Source organism: Bordetella genomosp. 2 (assembly GCF_002261345.1).
Classification (GTDB): Bacteria; Pseudomonadota; Gammaproteobacteria; order Burkholderiales; family Burkholderiaceae_B; genus Bordetella_A.
This window is the reverse complement of the sequence record NZ_NEVT01000002.1, coordinates 307,476-324,531: the sequence shown is the minus strand read 5'-3', so window position 1 is coordinate 324,531 and position 17,056 is coordinate 307,476. Positions and strand designations below refer to the sequence as shown.

17 protein-coding genes and 1 riboswitch are annotated in these 17,056 nt (G+C 69.1%); of the genes, 5 read left to right on the top strand and 12 right to left on the bottom strand.

Annotated elements, in window-relative coordinates; all coding sequences use genetic code 11:
* From CAL24_RS02075 to CAL24_RS02035, 9 genes are all read right to left on the bottom strand, one after another.
* On the bottom strand, positions 1-471 hold a 471-nt coding region (locus CAL24_RS02075), incomplete at its 3' end, for a biotin/lipoyl-containing protein (RefSeq protein ID WP_141218039.1).
* A 13-nt stretch (positions 472-484) separates the two neighbouring features.
* Positions 485-979 carry a VOC family protein gene (locus tag CAL24_RS02070; RefSeq protein ID WP_094805589.1) on the bottom strand — a complete coding sequence of 165 codons (495 nt, stop codon included), beginning with the start codon at positions 977-979 and terminating at the stop codon, positions 485-487.
* Positions 976-3,159, bottom strand: coding sequence for an alpha-ketoacid dehydrogenase subunit alpha/beta (locus CAL24_RS02065; RefSeq protein WP_094805588.1), 2,184 nt, complete (start codon positions 3,157-3,159; stop codon positions 976-978). Before CAL24_RS02065 ends, CAL24_RS02070 begins: the two co-directional genes overlap by 4 nt.
* 24 nt (positions 3,160-3,183) lie before the next feature.
* The gene (locus CAL24_RS02060) at positions 3,184-3,987 is read right to left on the bottom strand and encodes an SDR family NAD(P)-dependent oxidoreductase (protein ID WP_249278461.1); all 804 of its coding nucleotides are present in this window, start codon (positions 3,985-3,987) and stop codon (positions 3,184-3,186) included.
* A 55-nt stretch (positions 3,988-4,042) separates the two neighbouring features.
* The gene (locus CAL24_RS02055) at positions 4,043-4,759 is read right to left on the bottom strand and encodes an ABC transporter ATP-binding protein (protein WP_028355316.1); all 717 of its coding nucleotides are present in this window, start codon (positions 4,757-4,759) and stop codon (positions 4,043-4,045) included.
* On the bottom strand, positions 4,756-5,508 hold the full coding sequence (locus tag CAL24_RS02050) for an ABC transporter ATP-binding protein (protein ID WP_028355317.1): 753 nt from the start codon (positions 5,506-5,508) through the stop codon (positions 4,756-4,758). Before CAL24_RS02050 ends, CAL24_RS02055 begins: the two co-directional genes overlap by 4 nt.
* Positions 5,505-6,764, bottom strand: a complete 1,260-nt coding sequence (locus tag CAL24_RS02045) for a branched-chain amino acid ABC transporter permease (protein WP_094805587.1) — start codon at positions 6,762-6,764, stop codon at positions 5,505-5,507. The genes CAL24_RS02050 and CAL24_RS02045 overlap by 4 nt, the downstream gene beginning before the upstream one ends.
* Positions 6,761-7,702: a branched-chain amino acid ABC transporter permease gene (locus CAL24_RS02040; RefSeq protein WP_028355319.1), complete on the bottom strand. Its 942-nt coding sequence runs from the start codon at positions 7,700-7,702 to the stop codon at positions 6,761-6,763. The genes CAL24_RS02045 and CAL24_RS02040 overlap by 4 nt, the downstream gene beginning before the upstream one ends.
* Positions 7,703-7,780: 78 nt before the next feature.
* Positions 7,781-9,016 (bottom strand): branched-chain amino acid ABC transporter substrate-binding protein, encoded by a 1,236-nt coding sequence (locus CAL24_RS02035; RefSeq protein ID WP_028355320.1) that lies wholly within the window; start codon positions 9,014-9,016, stop codon positions 7,781-7,783.
* Between the two features lie 182 nt (positions 9,017-9,198).
* Between CAL24_RS02035 and CAL24_RS02030 the strand changes: the two genes are divergently transcribed.
* Positions 9,199-9,936: an SDR family NAD(P)-dependent oxidoreductase gene (locus CAL24_RS02030; RefSeq protein ID WP_028355321.1), complete on the top strand. Its 738-nt coding sequence runs from the start codon at positions 9,199-9,201 to the stop codon at positions 9,934-9,936.
* A 45-nt stretch (positions 9,937-9,981) separates the two neighbouring features.
* Positions 9,982-10,731 carry a FadR/GntR family transcriptional regulator gene (locus CAL24_RS02025; protein ID WP_028355322.1) on the top strand — a complete coding sequence of 250 codons (750 nt, stop codon included), beginning with the start codon at positions 9,982-9,984 and terminating at the stop codon, positions 10,729-10,731.
* Positions 10,732-11,412: 681 nt separating this feature from the next.
* On the opposite strand, the gene metW is transcribed toward CAL24_RS02025, so the two are convergent.
* From metW to CAL24_RS02010, 3 genes are all read right to left on the bottom strand, one after another.
* Entirely contained in the window at positions 11,413-12,030 is a 618-nt protein-coding gene (gene metW, locus CAL24_RS02020; RefSeq protein WP_028355025.1) for a methionine biosynthesis protein MetW, read from the bottom strand.
* Entirely contained in the window at positions 12,027-13,328 is a 1,302-nt protein-coding gene (metX, locus tag CAL24_RS02015; protein ID WP_249278460.1) for a homoserine O-succinyltransferase MetX, read from the bottom strand. Before metX ends, metW begins: the two co-directional genes overlap by 4 nt.
* A riboswitch (SAM riboswitch) is annotated at positions 13,318-13,397 on the bottom strand. (Overlaps the previous gene by 11 nt.)
* Before the next feature lie 46 nt (positions 13,398-13,443).
* Complete coding sequence (locus CAL24_RS02010) at positions 13,444-14,202, bottom strand: GntR family transcriptional regulator (RefSeq protein WP_028355026.1); 759 nt, start codon at positions 14,200-14,202, stop codon at positions 13,444-13,446.
* Positions 14,203-14,372: 170 nt separating this feature from the next.
* On the opposite strand from CAL24_RS02010, the gene CAL24_RS02005 reads away from it, so the two are divergent.
* The 3 genes from CAL24_RS02005 (at position 14,373) to CAL24_RS01995 (ending at position 17,050) form a co-directional block, all read left to right on the top strand.
* Complete coding sequence (locus CAL24_RS02005) at positions 14,373-14,654, top strand: UxaA family hydrolase (RefSeq protein ID WP_028355027.1); 282 nt, start codon at positions 14,373-14,375, stop codon at positions 14,652-14,654.
* A gap of 45 nt (positions 14,655-14,699) precedes the next feature.
* Positions 14,700-15,875, top strand: coding sequence for a UxaA family hydrolase (locus CAL24_RS02000; protein ID WP_028355028.1), 1,176 nt, complete (start codon positions 14,700-14,702; stop codon positions 15,873-15,875).
* A 161-nt stretch (positions 15,876-16,036) separates the two neighbouring features.
* Positions 16,037-17,050: an ABC transporter substrate-binding protein gene (locus tag CAL24_RS01995; protein WP_028355029.1), complete on the top strand. Its 1,014-nt coding sequence runs from the start codon at positions 16,037-16,039 to the stop codon at positions 17,048-17,050.
* The last annotated feature ends 6 nt before the right edge of the window (positions 17,051-17,056 follow it).

Here is a 17,056-nt window from a genome sequence, read left to right as displayed (position 1 = left end):
CGGCCCGCTGCCGGCCAAGGCGGCCAGGTCCAGGCTCCATTGCGCCGCCAGCCGGCGCGCCAGCGGGCTGGCCAGGACGCGGCCGGCGGACGCTGCGTCCGGAGCCGGGCCGGGCGCCGGCGTGTCGGCGGGCCGTGCGACGGCGCTGTCCGCCTCGACCGCCGCGCCGGCCGGGGCGGCGGCGTCGGCATGCCCGGCCAGCGCCGCCTCGATCGCCGCGGCGTCTTCGCCGGCTTCGAGCAGCACACCCAGCACGGCATTGACCGGCACCGAAGCCGCGCCGGCCGGCACCACGATGCGGCCCAGCACGCCGGCCTGCTCGGCGTTGATTTCGACGATGGCTTTTTCGGTTTCGATTTCGGCCAGCGGCTCGCCCGCGGCGACCGTGTCGCCTTCGCGCTTGAGCCACTGGTGCAGGGTGCCGCCGGACGCGTCGGCCGCCACGGCGGGTAGTCTGATCAGGTTCGCCACGCTCGTGTCCTCGCTATGCGGTTGCGGCCAGGTCGGGACGGTACTGCGCCAGGTCGTCGTATTCGACCAGCTCCAGCACGTTGCCCTCCGGATCGCGGAAGAAGGCCAGCCAGGTGCCGGGCCGCACTTCCATGGGCGCCGGCTGGCTGTCGAATGCCACGCCGCGCTCGGCCAGCCGGGCCGCCAGGCCGGCCAGGTCGCGCACGATGAAAGTCAGATAGCTGGCGTTGCGCCGGTCCAGGATGGCGGCGGTGGCGCCGGCCGCCTGCGGCGGCGCGGCCGGCTGCAGCAATTTCAGGCGCTCGCCATAGGGCGTCTGCAGGCGCGCCACTTCGTAGCCGTGCGGGCTCAGGCCGGTGGCCGCGGCCTTGTCGGCCGGCACGGTCACGCGGTTGACCAGCGCCAGGCCCAGCACGCCGACATAGAATTCCAGCAGGCGGTCCAGGTCGGCGCAGCACAGGCCGACTTCCAGGGGCGCGGCCATGTCCAGGCGGGGGGCGGCATTCATGCGCGTTCTCCTATGTCGGCCAGCGCTTCGCGCAGGCCTTCGATGATTTCTTCCGTGCCGGCGTAGGCGGCCCGTTCCAGCACCTTGGAGATGCTGGGCGAGGCCTCGCCGCCCGTGACCCGCTTGACCGGCTGGTCCAGCCAGTCGAAATAGCGCCGCTGGATCTCGTCGGCCAGCATGGCGCCGTAGCCGGTGCCGCGCGCGCCCTGTTCGACGATGAGCACGCTGTTGGTCTTGCGGACGCTGGCGCCGATGGTGTCCCAGTCGAGGCTGGCGCGGTCGAGCGTGCGCAGGTCGATCACCTCGGCATCCGCGCCGCTCTGTTCCACTGCCTCCAGCGCGCGCTGCACCATGGACAGGTAGGTCAGCACGGTGAGCTTGCCGCCGGCGCGCCGCACGCGCGCCTTGCCGAACGGAATATGGAAATCCAGGTCGTCCTCCGGGATCGGGCCGCTGCTGCCGTAAAGATCGACATGCTCGATCACCAGCACCGGGTCCTTGGAGGCCAGCGCGGTATTCATCAGCCCCACGTAGTCATACGGGGTGGCCGGCGCCACGATGCGCCAGCCCGGCGCGGTGGCGAAGATGCCGGCCGGGTCCATCGAGTGCTGCGAGCCGTAGCCGGTGCCCATCGCCACCTTGGTGCGCAGCACCAGCGGCACGTCGATGTCGCCGCCGAACATGTGGCGGGCCTTGCCGATCTGGTTGAAGACCTGGTCGGCCGCCACCCACATGAAGTCGGGATACATGAACTCGACCACCGGCTTGTAGCGGCCGTCCATGGCCAGCCCGCCGCCCAGGCCGGCGAAGGCGTTCTCGGAGATCGGCGTGCCCAGCACGCGGTCGGGGTAGCGCTCTTTCAGGCCGCGCGTGGCGCCGTTGGTGCCGCCCTTGAGACGGTGCACGTCCTCGCCCAGCACCACCACGCCGGCGTCGGCCTGCATGCGGCGGTCCAGCACGTCGGCCACGGCGTCGACGAACTTGCGCTCGACCATGGGGCCATCGTGCCGGTCCGCCTCCAGGTAGCGCAGGCCCTGCAGTTCCGCGCCGTCGCTGCGCAGGCCCACGTCGCGGAAATCCGGGCTGGGCCACAGCGCCGCGCGGATGCGGCGCTTGCCGCCGTCGGCCGCCTCGGTCAGGCGCCCGGCCACCTCGCGCATGGCCTGCTTGCAGGCCTGGCGCAGCGCGTCGACATCCGGCTGCGACAGCAGGCCGCGCCCGATCATCTCGGCGGCCGTCTTGTCGAGCGGGTCGCGGCGCCGCCATTGCGCTTCTTCCTCTTTGCTGCGATAACCGAAGGCGCTGCCGGGGAATGGGCCGTTCTGGTGGAAGTAGCGGTACACGTCGGCCTCGACGATGGCGGGGCCGTTGCCCGCCCGCATGTGGGCCACTGCTTCGGACATGGCCAGGTGCACCGCCAGCGGGTCCATGCCGTCCACTTTCCACGACGGGATGTTGAAGCCCTGGCCACGCGCCGACAGGCGCGGCTCGGCGGTGGATTCCTCCACGGTGGTCGAGACCGCGTAGCGGTTGTTCTCGATAAAGAAGCACAGCGGCAATTGCCAGGCGGCCGCCAGGTTCATGGTCTCCAGCACCGAGCCGATATTCACCGCGCCGTCGCCGAAGTAGGTCACCGCGACCCGGTCGGTGCCGGCGTGCCGGTGCGCCCAGGCGGCGCCGGCGGCCAGCGGCACGCCGCCGCCCACGATGGCGTTGGTGCCCAGCGCGCCGGCCTCCAGCCAGCGCAGGTGCATGGAGCCGCCGCGGCCGCGGCAGTAGCCCTGCGCCAGGCCCATGATCTCGGCCAGGGTGCGCTGCAGGACCTCGTCCACGGCCGGCGTCAGCGGCGCGCGCGGGTCCAGCCCGCCGGGGGCCACGTGCTGCAGCGCCTTGGCCAGGAACTGGTGGTGGCCGCGGTGCGAGCCGTTGATCTGGTCGCCCGCGCCCAGCGCCAGCACCGACCCGGCCGCGCCGCCTTCCTGCCCGACGGAGGAGTGGGCGGGGCCGTGGATCAGGCCTTCGGCGGCCAGTTCCAGCACGGTCTCCTCGAACGCGCGGATCCAGTGCAGCTGGGTCAGCAAAGTGCCCAGCAGGGCCGGGTCGGCGGCGCGCCAGTCGTCGGACTGGGCGGTCAGTTCCCGCCAGGGCGCCTGCGGCGTCAGCGGTCGGTGTGTGGCCATGAGTGTCTCCAGTAGAACGGTGCGCTACAGGTAGCCGTAGCGGCTCCAGCCGCCGTCGGCCACCAGGGTGTGTCCGGTGATGTAGGCCGCCTGGCGCGAGGCCAGGAAGACGGCCAGGTCCGCCATCTCGCCCGGCTGGCCCAGGCGTCCCAGTGGCGTGCGGCGGCGCAGCTGCTCGGGGTCGAGCCGGCCGCGCGCGGCCAGGTCGCGCAGCAGGTCGGTCTCGATGTAGCCCGGCGCGAGCGCATTGACGCGCACTCCCGCATGGCCCCATTCGACCGCCAGGGTCTCGGTCAGCAGCACCACCGCGCCCTTGGTGGCGCAGTAGGCGGCGCGGTCGGGGGCGGCGACCACGCCGTACATCGAGGCCAGGTTGATGATCGCGCCGGCGCGCTGCGCCACCATGCGGCGGCCGGCCGCCTGCGCGCACAGGAACACGCCGGTCAGGTTGATGTCGACCGCGCGGCGCCACTCGTCGGGCTCGATCTCCAGCGCGGGCTTGTTGGCGGAAATGCCGGCGCTGTTGACCAGCACGTCGATGCCGCCGTGCGCCCGCTCGGCCGCGGCGAAGGCGCGCTCGACCGCTTGCGCGTCGGTGACCGAGGCGGGGCAGGCCGCGGCCTGGACGCCTTGCGACTGCAGCCCGGCGGCGGCCTCGGCCAGCGCCGCTTCGTCCACGTCCAGCAGCGCGATGCGCGCGCCCTGGCGCGCAAAGGCCTGCGCGGCGGCCAGTCCGATGCCGCGGGCCGCGCCGGTCACGATCACGCTCTTGCCGCGCAGCTCCGGGTAGCAGGCCGGCGCGGCGGCGGTGTCTTCGATTTGCTTCAAGATAGGAATCCGTCAGGTGAGAGAGGGGGAAGCGCATGCGCCCTGGGCGCGCGGTTCATACGGCCAGCCATTCCTGGACCACGTCCGGGCGTTCATGCAGCGCGGCGGGCGGGCCCTCGAACACTACGCGCCCGTGGCCCATCACATGCACGCGCGAGGACACTTTCAGCGCGATGGCCAGTTTCTGTTCCACCAGCAGCACCGACACGCCGCGCCGATGGATGTCGCGGATCACCTCGGCGATGACCTCGACGATCTTGGGCGCCAGGCCTTCGGTGGGCTCGTCGATCAGCATGACCTTGGGGTTGCCCAGCAGCGTGCGGCACATGGTCAGCATCTGCTGCTCGCCGCCCGACAGGTTGCCGGCCCGGGTGTTGCGCCGCTCTTTCAGGCGCGGGAAATACGTGAACATCTGCTCGGCGTCCCAGGCGGCCGCGCCGGGACGGGCGGGCTGCTCGCCCATGCGCAGGTTCTCGTCCACCGTCAGGTTGGCGAACACCTCGCGCTCTTCGGGCACGTACCCGACGCCTGCGCGGGCGATCTGGAACGCGCGCAGGTTGGTGATGTCGCGGCCCTCGATGGCGATGCGCCCGCGCGCGGCCGGCACCAGTCCCATGATGGTCTTCATGGTGGTCGAGCGGCCGGCGCCGTTGCGTCCCAGCAGGCTCACCACCTCGCCCTGCCGGATGGCCAGGTCGATGCCGCGCAGGATGTGGCTCTTGCCATAGTAGGCATGCACCTGCTGCAGGCTCAGCAGCGTCGGGTCGGTCATACGGTCTGCTCCCCCAGGTAGGCTTCGCGCACCCCGGCGTCGGCGCGGATCTGCTCCGGCGTGCCGGTGGCCAGGATCTCGCCGTACACCAGCACGCTGATGCGGTGCGCCAGCGAGAACACCACCTGCATGTCGTGCTCGACGATCAGCAGGGTGCAGTCGCGCGTGACCTCGCGGATCAGCTCGACGGTGTAGTCCACTTCATGCTGCGACATGCCCGCCATCGGCTCGTCCAGCAGCACGACCTTGGGGCGCGAGGCCAGCGTCATGCCGATTTCGAGCGAGCGCTGCTCGGAATAATTGAGGTCGCCCGCGGCCACGTCGCGGCGCGCGGTCAGGCGGACTTTCTCCAGCAGGCGGTCGATGTCCTCGTTGACGCCGCGCTGGCGCGCCACCGGACGCCAGAAGTGATACGTCAGCCCGTGCATGCGCAGCACCGCCAGGCGCAGGTTCTCGCGCACGCTCAGGCGCGGGAAGACGTTGGTGATCTGGAACGAGCGCGCCAGCCCCAGCCCGTTGATGCGTTCCGGCGGCAGGCCCTCGATGCTTGCGCCGTCCAGGCGGATATGCCCGGCGCTGGGCGCGAAGCTGCCCGATATCAGGTGGAACAGGGTGGACTTGCCGGCGCCGTTGGGGCCGATCACGGCATGGCGCTCGCCGGCTTGCACCGCCAGGTTCACGCCGCGGATGATCTCGGCGTCGCCGAACGATTTGCGCAGGCCGTCCAGCGCGAGAATGGGAGCGGTCATGGCGCGGCCTCCAGCGACAGCGCGGGTTGGGACGGACGGCGCCACAGGGCGGCCGCCCAGCGCGCCGCCAGCAGGCCGGCGCCCAGCAGCGCCAGCGGCAGCCACCAGGTGGCCGGCGAGACGGGCGCCCACTCGCGGCCGAACAGCTCGATCGGCGGCCAGCCGGCCGTGGGGTTCATGGCCAGCATGGCGCGGTAGTCGCGCGCGAACATGCGCTGCAGCATCTCGACCGTGAACACGGTGGCGGCCGTCAACAGCAGCGCGGCGCCCAGCGACACGCCGAAGGGCGGCAGCCAGCGCGCCAGCCCGCGCTCGCGCAGCGAGTGCGCGCCGCGCTGCAGCAGCCCCACCAGGCCGTCCGGCACGAACAGCATCACCAGCACGAACAGGATGCCCTGATACAGCAGCCACGAGCGCGTCAGGTCCGACAGGGTGTGGCTCAGGAACGTCAGCACCGAGGCGCCCAGCACCGGCCCCAGGAAGGCGTTGACGCCGCCGATGTAGGCGAACAGCACCGCGTCGGTCGACAGCTTGACTTCGAACAGCACGTAGTTGGCGGCCTCGATGTTCAAGGCCTGCAGGCCGCCGGCCACGCCCGAGAACATGGCGGACAGGGCGAACACCAGGGTCTTGAGCGTGTGCGGGCGATAGCCCAGGTAGCGCAGGCGCTGCGTGTTCTCGCGCAGGCCCAGCGCCAGCCGGCCCAGCGGCGTGCGGGTCAGCCCGTACAGCGCGGCCAGGCACGCCACCACCCAGACCAGCACCAGGTAATACACCTCGATGGTCGAGCCGAAGGTGAAGCCCCAGGCCGGCATGCGCATGCCGGACACGCCGGCCTCACCGCCGAACAGGCCTTTCAGGTGCGGCGCCAACGCGTGCAGCAGCTCGGCCAGGGCCAGCGTGATCATGGCGAAGTACACGCCGGAGCGCAGCGTGGCGAACCAGCCGGCCGCCAGGCCGAACAGCAGCCCGGCCGCGCCGCCGACCAGCGGCATCAGCGGCGTGGGCAGCAGCCCGGCGCCGCCCAGCGCGTTCATGGCGTGGATGGTGGCGAAGGTGCCCACGCCGAAATACGCGGCGTGGCCAAACGACAGCATGCCGGCCTGGCCGGCCAGCAGGTTGAAGGCGCAGGCGAACAGGGCGGCGATCAGCATCTGCACCGCGGCCACCAGCTGGCCGGCCGGCAACAGGTAGGGCAGGGCCAGCGCGCCGGCCACCAGCAGCGCGGGCAGGGCGAAGGACAGGCCGCGCTTCATGCCTGCTCTCCCTTCAGCCCGGACGGCCGCACCAGCAGCACCAGCAGCATCAGCAGGAACGGCAGGGTGGCCGCCAGGCTGGAGATCTTCACCGTCATCAGGCCGCCCACCCGTTCGGCCCATTCGCCCGCGCCGAACAGGCCGAACAAGGTGGCCAGGCTGGCGTCGATGCCGACCGAGAACGAACTGAGCAGGCCGATCAGCAGCGAGGCGATCATGGCGCCTTCCAGCGAGCCCAGGCCGCCCACCACGACCACCACGAACACCAGCACGCCGAGCTCCAGCGCCATGTTCGGGTTGGTGGTGTAGAAGGCCCCGGCCACCGCGCCGGCCAGCCCGGCCATCGCCGCGCCCACGCCGAACACGCTCATGAACACCAGCGGCACGTTGTGGCCCAGCGCCTCGGCCATGCGCGGGCGATAGATCGCCGAGCGCACCACGATGCCGACCCGCGTGCGCGCCAGCAGCAGGTAGATGACGGCGAACATGGCCAGCGACACCACGCCCATCAGCAGGCGGTAGAACGGATAGTCGGCCGCGAACACGCGGAAGGCGGCGAAGTTGAGGAACTCGGGCACCCGGTAGTCGACCGGGAAGTCGCCGTAGAACAGCTTGACGAGCTCGGCCACGATGAAGGCCAGGCCGAAGGTGACCAGCAGTTCCTGCGCGTGGCCGTACTTGTGCACGCGGCGCAGGAAGAAGCGCTCCACGCCCATGCCGAGCAGGCCGGCCACCAGCGTGGCTAGCGCCAGCGCGGCCCAGAAGCCGGTGAGCGGCGCCAGGGTGTAGGCGGCATAGGCGCCGATCATGTAGAACGAGGCGTGGGCGAAGTTCAGCACGCCCATCATGCCGAAGATCAGGGTCAGGCCGGCCGAGACCATGAACAGCAGCAGGCCGTAGATCACGCCGTTCAATAGCGAGATGGTGAAGTATTCCATGTGCGCTCCGGAGAATCGTCCGCGCGGCCGCCCCGCCCCGGGGACGCGGCGGCCGAATGCCCGGGATGCGTGGGCGGATCAGTCGGGGCGGGCCATCTTGCAGGTGCCCTGCACCGGGGCCGATACGTCGGCCGCCGCCAGCACCTTGACCGGCTCGAAGCCCATGTCGGTGCCGTCGGTCTTGTACTGGGCCGTCTTGGTCACCTTGGACACCACCATCGGCAATTGCACCTGGTGGTCCGCGGCGCGCATCGAGTATTCGCCCAGCGCCGTCTTGATGGTGACCTGCTCCAGCGCGCGCGCCAGCTCGGGCACCGGCAGCCGGCCGTCGCGCGGCTGCACCTGCTTGAGGGCCTGGCCGAGGAAGCGCATGCCCATCACGGTCTGCGGCTCGACATAGCTGGGGTAGTGGCCGGTCTTGGCCTTGTAGTCCTCGGCGAACCGGGCGCCTTCCTCGCCCGCCGCCTGGGCGTTGAAGGGATGGGCGATGTAATGGCCCAGCGCCACTTCGCCGGCATTGGCCAGGTTGCCGACCTGGTCCAGGAACACCGTGCCGAAGCGCACCTTCAGGCCGCCGGCCTGGGTCGCCTTCATCAGCAGCAGCAGGTCGTTGGACCAGTTGCCGGTGATGACGGTGTCGGGGTTGGCCGAGCGGATGCGGGCGACGTAGGGGGCGAAGTCCTGGATCTTGTTGACTTCGTGCAGCGTCTTGCCCACCACCTGGTAGCCGTAGTCGTCGGCGTAGCGCTCGGTGGCGCTTTCCATGTCCTGGCCCCAGGAGTAGTTCTGGTTGATGGCGTAGACGCGCTTGCCCAGCGTGCCGTCGGCGGCCATGACGGCGGTCAGCGCCTTGACGCGCAGTTCGGCGTTGGTGGTGAAGCGGAAATGATAGAAGTTGCACTTCTCGCCGGTCAGCTCGAGCGCTTCGCCGCCCATGTTCAGGAACACGATTTCCTTGCCGGGATTGCGCAAGTTGTATTTGCGCACGTCTTCGGTCAGCTGGCCGGAGATGGCCGACGAGGCGCCCTGGGCGATGATCTGCACGCCGTCCGCGGCGGCCGCGCGGAAGCGGTCCGACGCGCCGACCGGTCCGCCCTGGTTGTCGAATTCGACCAGCTGCAGCGGTTCGCCGTTCCAGCCGCCGGCGGCGTTGATGCGGTCCAGCTCGTATTTGATGGCGGCGCGGAACATCTGGCCGGTCGAGGCCTGCGGCCCGGACAGCGTTTCGATCAAGCCGATTTTCACGGGCGCCGCCTGGGCGGCGGCGGCAAGACCGGCCACGCATAGCGCGCCGGCGGTCAGGGCCAGTTTCATCGTGTCTCCTCCAAGAGATAAGGCAGGGCTTGTGCCTGCTTGCGTGGCGGCGCCGACTGTTTTACGCTTGGCGCCAAGTTGTCAGATAAATAAAAAAGTTATCAGACAAATTATCGGGCACGCTTTTTTGGCGTGTCAAGCAGGGTTTGCGCGGGCCGGCCCGCTATACCGGAGGACTCAAGATGATTTCGTACCAAGGCCAGGTGGTGGCGATCACGGGCGCGGGCAATGGCATCGGCCTGGCGACCGCGCGGTTGATGGCCGCCCATGGCGCGAGCCTGCTGCTGACCGACATCGACGCCGGGCGGCTGGCTCCGCTGGCCGCCGAGCTGGACCCCTCCGGCGGGCGGGTGCTGGCCCGGGCGCTGGACGTGGCGTCGTCGGCGGCCTGCGAGGCGGCACTGGGCGAGGCCGCGGCGCATTTCGGCGGGCTGGACCATGTGGTGCACTGCGCCGGCGTCTATCCCGAGAAGCTGGCGCACGAGACCAGCGACGCCGACTGGCAGGGCCTGATGCGGGTCAACCTGGATGGCGCGTTCTATGTGTGCCGGGCCGCCCGGCCGCATTTGCGCGAGGCGGGTTCCATTGTGCTGCTGTCGTCCCTGGCGGCGCACCGCGGCAGCTATGCGCATGCCGCTTATGCGGCGTCCAAGGGCGCGGTGCTGAGCCTGGCGCGCAGCCTGGCGCTGGAGTTCGCGCCGCGCGTGCGCGTGAATGCGGTGTCGCCCGGCATCATCGCCACCGCGATGACGCGCGGGCTGATCGACCAGAAGGGCGGCCAGCTGCTCGACAGCACGCCGCTGCGCCGCTATGGCACGGCCGAGGAAGTGGCGGGCGCGATCGCTTTCCTGTGTTCGCCGCTGGCCGGCTTCGTGACCGGCGAAGTGCTGCAGGTCAACGGCGGCATTTACATGGGGTAGGCGTGTTGCCAGCCTCTATACTTCCCCATTCCCGCGAGCGCCGCCATGACCGATCTGTCCCGCCCCGATGCAGCCCCTGAACCGCCGCCCGGCGCCGCGCGCGGCTCGCTGTCGGCCGGCGTGGCCGATGCGCTGGCCGAGCAGATCCGCCAGGGCGTGCTGGCCCCGGGCGACCGCCTGCCGACCGAGAAGCAGCTGACCGAACGCTATGCGGTCAGCCGCGCGGTCGTGCGCGAGGCGATGGCGCGGCTCAAGTCGGAAGGCATGGTGGTGTCGCAGCAGGGCAGCGGCGTGTTCGTCGATCCCAATGTGCACAAGAATGCGTTCCGCGTGTCGGCGCTGAAGCCGGACGACAGCAAGGAGCTGGAGCATATTCTCGAGCTGATGTTGTCGATCGAGGTCACGGCGGCCCGCTATGCGGCCGAGCGCCGCAGCGAGGCCGACCTGAAGAAGATCCGCCAGGGGCTGGTGGGCATGGAGTATGCGCTGCTCAACGACCAGCTCGGCGACGAGGAGGACTACCAGTTCCACCAGGCCATTGTGCAGGCGACGCACAATCCGTATCTGGTGGCGCTGAGCGAGCACCTGGAGGCGAGCGTGCGGCGCGTGATCCGCAGCGCGCGCCACAATACGGCGCGCCGCTATGCGGAGCGCATGGCCGCGGTGCAGAGCGAACACCAGGCGATTTTCCAGGCCATCGAAGCCGGCGACCCGGAAGCCGCCGGCCGCGCGGCCGAACAGCACCTGCGCAACGCGGCCGACCGCCTGCGGTTGTTTCGCGCCGAGCGTCGCTGAGGGGCAAGGGCGCTTTTTGCTTGTCTCAAGTTTCAGGGTGGGCCGTGAATGCGTTCTTGGGGCGTCCTGGGCGGGGCTGGGGAGTGCGGGCCGGCCACGTCGCTCGGCTCGGGCGCGCCCCCAGGCGCCCTCGGCCCCCTGCGGGGGCTGCCCTCCCTCCAACTGGCCGTCCCGCACTCCCCAGCCCCGCCCAGGACTCACAGCAACGGCATGCGGTAGTCCGCTAGGCCATTGGGGAACGGGCGGTCAGCGATTGCGTAGGCAGGTGTCAGACACCCCTTGCGACAGTCCCGCCTATCCGCCCCAACCGAGGCAGGGGTGTCTGACACCTGGGCAATACATGAGGGGTCTGATACCCGGGCAACACCAACGTAGGTGTCAGACACCCCCGTGCACATCGTCTCTTCAAACACGACCGTCGCAAGGGGTGTCAGACACCTGTTAGATCGGCACAGAGGTATCCGACGCCGACCTACCCGAGATCCTGCGAGCCCGGGCGTGCCGGTGGGGCCTGGGCGGCCAGTTGGAGCGAGGGCAGCCCCCGCAGGGGGCCGAGGGCGCCTGGTGGCGCGCCCGAGCCGAGCGACGTGGCCGGCCGGGCCCACCGGCACGCCCGGGCGCCTCAAGAACTCAACACCAGGCACCCCACGAGCAACCCGTCACGCGCCGAACCTCAAATCGCTATTCAGCCGCATACCGATACACCGCCAACGTACTCCGCCACCCGGGCAGCACGGTGACTTCGCGGTCTTCGTGGAAGGTGGCGCGCTCGAGAATGCGCAGGCCCAGGTCGGCCGCCAATTGCTCGAAATCGCGCAGCGTGCACAAGTGAATGTTGGGCGTGTTGTACCACTGGTAAGGCATCTGCCCCGTCACCGGCATGCGGCCGCGCAGGATCGACCAGCCGTGCGGCCAGTAGCCGAAGTTGGGGAACGACACGATCCCGTAGCGCGCCACGCGGGCCATCTCGCGCAGGATGTGCTCCGTGCGGTGCATGGACTGCAGCGTCTGCGACAGCACCACCGTATCGAACTGCTTGTCGTCGAACAGCGCCAGCCCGTCTTCCAGATTCTGCTGAATGACCTCCACGCCACGCCGCACACAGGCAATGACATGGTTGTCGTCGATCTCGACGCCCGCGCCGCGCACCTGGCGCTGGTCGCGCAGATAGGCCAGCAGCGCGCCGTCGCCGCAGCCCAGGTCGAGCACGCGGCTGCCGGGTTCGATCCAGCTGGCGATCCGGACCAGATCAGGGCGCATGCCGGCCGTGCTTGCCGGGCGAGCCGAAACGGGATTCATGCGGGATATCCCTCCGAAGGCACCGATACAGCCGGCACGGATTGCGGCGCGGCGGCGGGAACGGACGCCGCCCGCGCCCCGGCGGGCGCCCCCTGCAGGCCCAGCTCGCGCGCGATGCGGTCATAGTAGCCGCGCACCACCGCATGGTAGCGGGCATCGTCGAGCAGAAACGCATCGTGCCCGTGCGGCGCGTCGATCTCCGCATAGGTGACCGGGCTGCCATTCTTGAGCAGGGCCCGCACGATCTCGCGCGAACGCTCCGGCGGGAAGCGCCAGTCAGTGGAAAACGATACCAGCAGGAAATCGGCCTGGGCGGGCGCCAGCGCCCGGGCCAGGTCGCCGCCGGTGTCGCGGGCCGGATCGAAATAATCGAGCGCGCGGGTAATCAGCAGATAGGTGTTGGCATCGAAATAGCGGCTGAACTTCTCGCCCTGGTAGCGCAGGTACGACTCTACCTCGAACTCCACATCGTAGCCGTAGCGGTAGGCGCCGCCCTCGGCCGGCTCGCGCTGGGTGCGGCCGAATTTCTCGGCCATGTCGTCGTCCGACAAATACGTGATATGGCCGATCATGCGCGCCACCGACAGGCCGCGGCGCGGCACGGTGTTGTGCGCGTAGTAATCGCCGCCGTGGAAATCCGGGTCGGTGATGATGGCGCGCCGCGCCACCTCATTGAAGCCGATGTTCTGCGCCGACAGGCGTGGCGTGCTGGCGATGACGATGCAATGCGCCACCCGCTCCGGACAAGTGATGGCCCAGCTCAGCGCCTGCATGCCGCCCAGCGAGCCGCCCATCACGGCGGCGAAGCGCTCGATGCCGAAGTGGTCGGCCAGCCGCGCCTGGGCGCGCACCCAGTCCTCGACCGTCAGGACCGGGAAGGCGGCGCCCCAGGGGTGGCCGGTGGCGGGGTTGACGCTGGCCGGGCCGGTCGAGCCGAAGCACGAGCCCAGATTATTGACGCCGATCACGAAAAACCGGTCGGTGTCGAGCGGCTTGCCGGGCCCGACCATGTTGTCCCACCAGCCGATGTCCTTCGGGTCGTCGGCGGCCACGCCGGCCACGTGGTGCGACGCGTTGAGCGCGTGGCACACCAGCACGGCGTTGGTGCGTTCGGCATTGAGCGTGCCGTAGGTCTCGACCGCCAGTTCGTACGATTGCAGCGATTGCCCGCTGGCCAGGGGCAGCGGTTCGTCGAAGCGGATGAGCCGGGGAGTGACGATGCCTACCGAACCGGGGTCGGCAGGGGTGGCGGCGCTGGGGACAAGCCCGCCGGCCGGATGCTGGGCGTGGGGGGTCATACGGACCTCTTTAGCTGGATTTATAGAGGCGCCCGCAAGCGGATCAGGCAAATCGGCGCCGAGTGAAGGGGGCATTCTAGCATCCGGGGCGGATGGCGGACCAGCCGCGCGGCGCTCAAGTCGTGAGCGCCGCCCCCGGCTCCTGCCCCAGGTACTCGTAGGCGGCCGTATTGACCCGCGACACCCGCCACTCCACGGCCTGGCGGTTGTACGAGTAGGCCACGCGGCGGATCTCCAGCAACGGCGTGTGCTCGGCCACCCCCAGCCACTCGGCATGGGTGGCATCGGCCAGGCAGACGCGCAGCCGTTCGTCGGTGGCGATCACATTCACCCCGAAAGCATCCTGGTACAGCGCATACAGGGTGCTGGGCCGCTCGCGCAGGTGGCCTTCCGTCATGCCGGGAAAGCGCGACTCGGGTAGGCAGATGTCGTCGACCATCACCACGTCGCCATTGAGCGACAGCACGTTCGAGAACTCGAACACATACGCCCCCGTCGGCAGGCCCAGCCGCTCGCGCACCAGGGCGGTGGCGCGCGCGCGCCGGAAGCGCAGCAGCTGCGTGGCCGGGTACGACTTGTGGCCGTCCTGGCGGACGATGCGGAAGAACTTGAAGAAATGGTGGTTGCGGGTGTGCACCGCCACATACGTGCCCCGCCCCTGGTGGCGCACCAGGATGTTCTCGGCCGCCAGTTCGTCGATGGCCTTGCGCAGCGTGCCGATCGAGACGCCAAAGCGTTCGGCCAGCGTCTTCTCGGGCGGCACCGCGTCGCCCTGCTTCCATTCGCCGCTCGCCAGGGCCGCGAGCATCGCCTGCTTGACCTGCGCATACAGGGGGCTGCCGAGCGGGACGGTCGAAGTGGCGGTGTTTCTCATGGCGTGGCGGGCGGTTGAAATCGCGGAATTGTACCGGCGCGCGGCGCGCCAATCCGAATCATACAACTCATATATATGATTTAGTTGACTTGGATGCAAGCGCGCCCTAAGATTCGATGGACCGCCACGGCCGCGCAGCCAGGCGGGCCATCACACCAGAGAGGAACAGAATGATTCACGCCGTATTGCACGATGCGAAAGACACGGTGGCCGTGGCCGTCGTGGAAGGCCTCAAGGCAGGCACCGACCTGAATGCCTGGATCATGGACGAAGACAAGATCATCCAGCTCAAGGCCGTGCAGGACATCCCCATCGGCCACAAGGTGGCGCTCAAGGACATGGCTGTCGGCGACACCGTCTTCAAGTACGGCACCGACATCGGCAAGGTGGTCGAGCCCATCAAGGCGGGCGAGCACGCCCACGTCCACAACATCAAGACCAAGCGCTGGTAAGCGGCCGCGGTCCCCCTCAACGATCTACACACATAGGAAACCGCCATGGCCATTGTCAATGCCTCGACCACCTTCCGCGGATACCGCCGCGACAACGGGCGCGTCGGCGTGCGCAACCACGTCATCGTGCTGCCGGTGGACGATATCTCCAACGCCGCCGCCGAAGCCGTCGCCAACAACATCAAGGGCACCATGGCCCTGCCCCACCCCTACGGGCGGCTGCAGTTCGGCGAAGACCTGGAACTGCATTTCCGCACGCTGATCGGCACCGGCTGCAACCCCAACGTGGCCGCGGTGATCGTCATCGGCATCGAGGAAGGCTGGACCAAGCGCGTGGTGGACGGCATCGCCGCCACCGGCAAGCCGGTGGCCGGCTTCAGCATCGAATTGCACGGCGACCACGACACCATCATGCGCGCGTCGCGGCAGGCCAAGGAATTCGTGCACTACGCGACCGCGCTGCAGCGCACCGAGTGCCCCATCTCCGACCTGTGGGTCTCCACCAAGTGCGGCGAATCCGACACCACCTCGGGCTGCGGGGCCAACCCCACGGTGGGCAACGCCTTCGACAAACTGTATGCGCTGGGCAACACCCTGGTGTTCGGCGAAACCTCCGAACTGACCGGCGGCGAGCACATCGTGGCCGAGCGGTGCGCCAACGACGCGGTGCGCGAGCGCTTCATGTTCATGTTCAACCGCTACCAGGACATGATCGACCGCTGGAAGACCAGCGACCTGTCCGAATCGCAGCCCACCAAGGGCAACATCGCCGGCGGCCTGACCACGATCGAGGAAAAGGCCATGGGCAACATCCAGAAGATCGGCAAGAAGTGCCGCGTCGACGGCGTGCTGGACAAGGCCGAGATTCCCACCGGCAAGGGCCTGTGGTTCATGGATTCGTCCTCCGCGGCGGCCGAGATGGTGACGCTATGCGCGGCCTCCGGCTACGCGGTGCATTTCTTCCCCACCGGCCAGGGCAACGTCATCGGCAACCCGATCCTGCCGGTCATCAAGATCTGCGCCAACCCGCGCACGGTGCGCACCATGCGCGAGCACATCGACGTCGACACGTCCGGCCTGCTGCAGCGCGAGATCGACCTGGACCAGGCCGGCGACAAACTGCTGGAGTGCATGCTGGCCACCGCCAACGGGCGCTGGACCGCGGCCGAGGCGCTGGGTCATCGCGAGTTCGTGCTGACGCGCCTGTACGAGAGCGCCTGACCGCCCGGGCGGCCATCACGATGCATGCGGGCAAGCAGCATCCGGCCCGGCTGACCGCCGGGCCATGAAGCAGAACGCGACGCGCGGTGCACCGGCGCACAGAATGCCGGGCCCGCGCGCCGCAATACGCCTATCCAGGCGCCATCCCCAAGGAGGAAGACATGAAGCGAATCACGCGTATTGCAACGGCCGCCTGTCTGTCGGCCGGCATGCTGCTGGGCGCGGCCGCCCGGGCCGAAGTGTCGGAGCTGACGGTCGCGGTGCAGCCGGGCATCAGCTACCTGTCGCTGATGGTCATGCAGGACGAGAAACTGATCGAGAAGCATGCCCGCCAGGCCGGCATCGAGGACCTGTCGGTGAAGTGGTCGCGCTTTGCCGGCGGCAACGTCATGAACGAGGCCGTGCTGTCGGGCAGCCTGCATTTCGCCTCCGGCGGGGTCGGCCCGCTGGTGACCATGTGGGCCCGCACGCGCGGCAACCTGAACGTCAAGGCGGTGTCGGCCATCAACGCCATGCCGCTGTACCTGAACTCGCGCAACCCGCAGGTCAAGTCCATCAAGGACCTCACGGAGAAAGACAAGATCGCGCTGCCCGCCGTGCGCGTGTCGATCCAGGCGGTGACGCTGCAGATGGCCGCCGAACAGGCCTTCGGCGAGGGCCAGCAGAACCGGCTGGACAAGCTGACGGTGTCGCTGGCCCACCCGGACGGCATGACCGCGCTGCTGTCGGGCTCCAGCGAGATCACGGCGCATTTCACCTCCCCGCCGTTCCAGGACTTCGAGCTCAAGCAGCCGGGCATACATCGGATCCTGAGTTCCTACGAGGTGCTGGGCGGGCCGGCCACCTTCAACCTGGTATGGACCACCGAGAAGTTCTACAAGGAGAACCCCAAGGTCTACGCGGCCTTCGTGGCGGCGCTGCAGGAAGCCACGGACAAGATCAACAAGGACAAGACCTGGGCCGCCGACGCCTATCTGCGGCTGGCCAACGACAAGCGCACCAAGCGCGAGGACGTGATCGAGATCCTCAACAACCCGGACATCACCTACACCCTGACCCCCAACAACATCATGAAGTACGTGAATTTCATGCACAAGGTGGGCTCGATCAAGGTCTTGCCCGACTCGTGGAAGGACCTGTTCTTTCCCAATGCCCAGCAATTGCAGGGCAGCTGACGCGCC

Excerpts from the sequence above, each read along its gene's own strand:
- CAL24_RS01995 (WP_028355029.1), top strand. The coding sequence starts at position 16,037 with ATGAAGCGAATCACGCGTATTGCAACGGCCGCCTGTCTGTCGGCCGGC.
- CAL24_RS02055 (WP_028355316.1), bottom strand. The coding sequence starts at position 4,759 with ATGACCGACCCGACGCTGCTGAGCCTGCAGCAGGTGCATGCCTACTAT.
- CAL24_RS02000 (WP_028355028.1), top strand. The coding sequence starts at position 14,700 with ATGGCCATTGTCAATGCCTCGACCACCTTCCGCGGATACCGCCGCGAC.
- metW (WP_028355025.1), bottom strand. The coding sequence starts at position 12,030 with ATGAATCCCGTTTCGGCTCGCCCGGCAAGCACGGCCGGCATGCGCCCT.
- CAL24_RS02040 (WP_028355319.1), bottom strand. The coding sequence starts at position 7,702 with ATGGAATACTTCACCATCTCGCTATTGAACGGCGTGATCTACGGCCTG.
- CAL24_RS02030 (WP_028355321.1), top strand. The coding sequence starts at position 9,199 with ATGATTTCGTACCAAGGCCAGGTGGTGGCGATCACGGGCGCGGGCAAT.
- CAL24_RS02065 (WP_094805588.1), bottom strand. The coding sequence starts at position 3,159 with ATGGCCACACACCGACCGCTGACGCCGCAGGCGCCCTGGCGGGAACTG.
- CAL24_RS02045 (WP_094805587.1), bottom strand. The coding sequence starts at position 6,764 with ATGAAGCGCGGCCTGTCCTTCGCCCTGCCCGCGCTGCTGGTGGCCGGC.
- CAL24_RS02010 (WP_028355026.1), bottom strand. The coding sequence starts at position 14,202 with ATGAGAAACACCGCCACTTCGACCGTCCCGCTCGGCAGCCCCCTGTAT.
- CAL24_RS02070 (WP_094805589.1), bottom strand. The coding sequence starts at position 979 with ATGAATGCCGCCCCCCGCCTGGACATGGCCGCGCCCCTGGAAGTCGGC.
- CAL24_RS02025 (WP_028355322.1), top strand. The coding sequence starts at position 9,982 with ATGACCGATCTGTCCCGCCCCGATGCAGCCCCTGAACCGCCGCCCGGC.
- CAL24_RS02035 (WP_028355320.1), bottom strand. The coding sequence starts at position 9,016 with ATGAAACTGGCCCTGACCGCCGGCGCGCTATGCGTGGCCGGTCTTGCC.
- CAL24_RS02050 (WP_028355317.1), bottom strand. The coding sequence starts at position 5,508 with ATGACCGCTCCCATTCTCGCGCTGGACGGCCTGCGCAAATCGTTCGGC.
- CAL24_RS02005 (WP_028355027.1), top strand. The coding sequence starts at position 14,373 with ATGATTCACGCCGTATTGCACGATGCGAAAGACACGGTGGCCGTGGCC.
- metX (WP_249278460.1), bottom strand. The coding sequence starts at position 13,328 with ATGACCCCCCACGCCCAGCATCCGGCCGGCGGGCTTGTCCCCAGCGCC.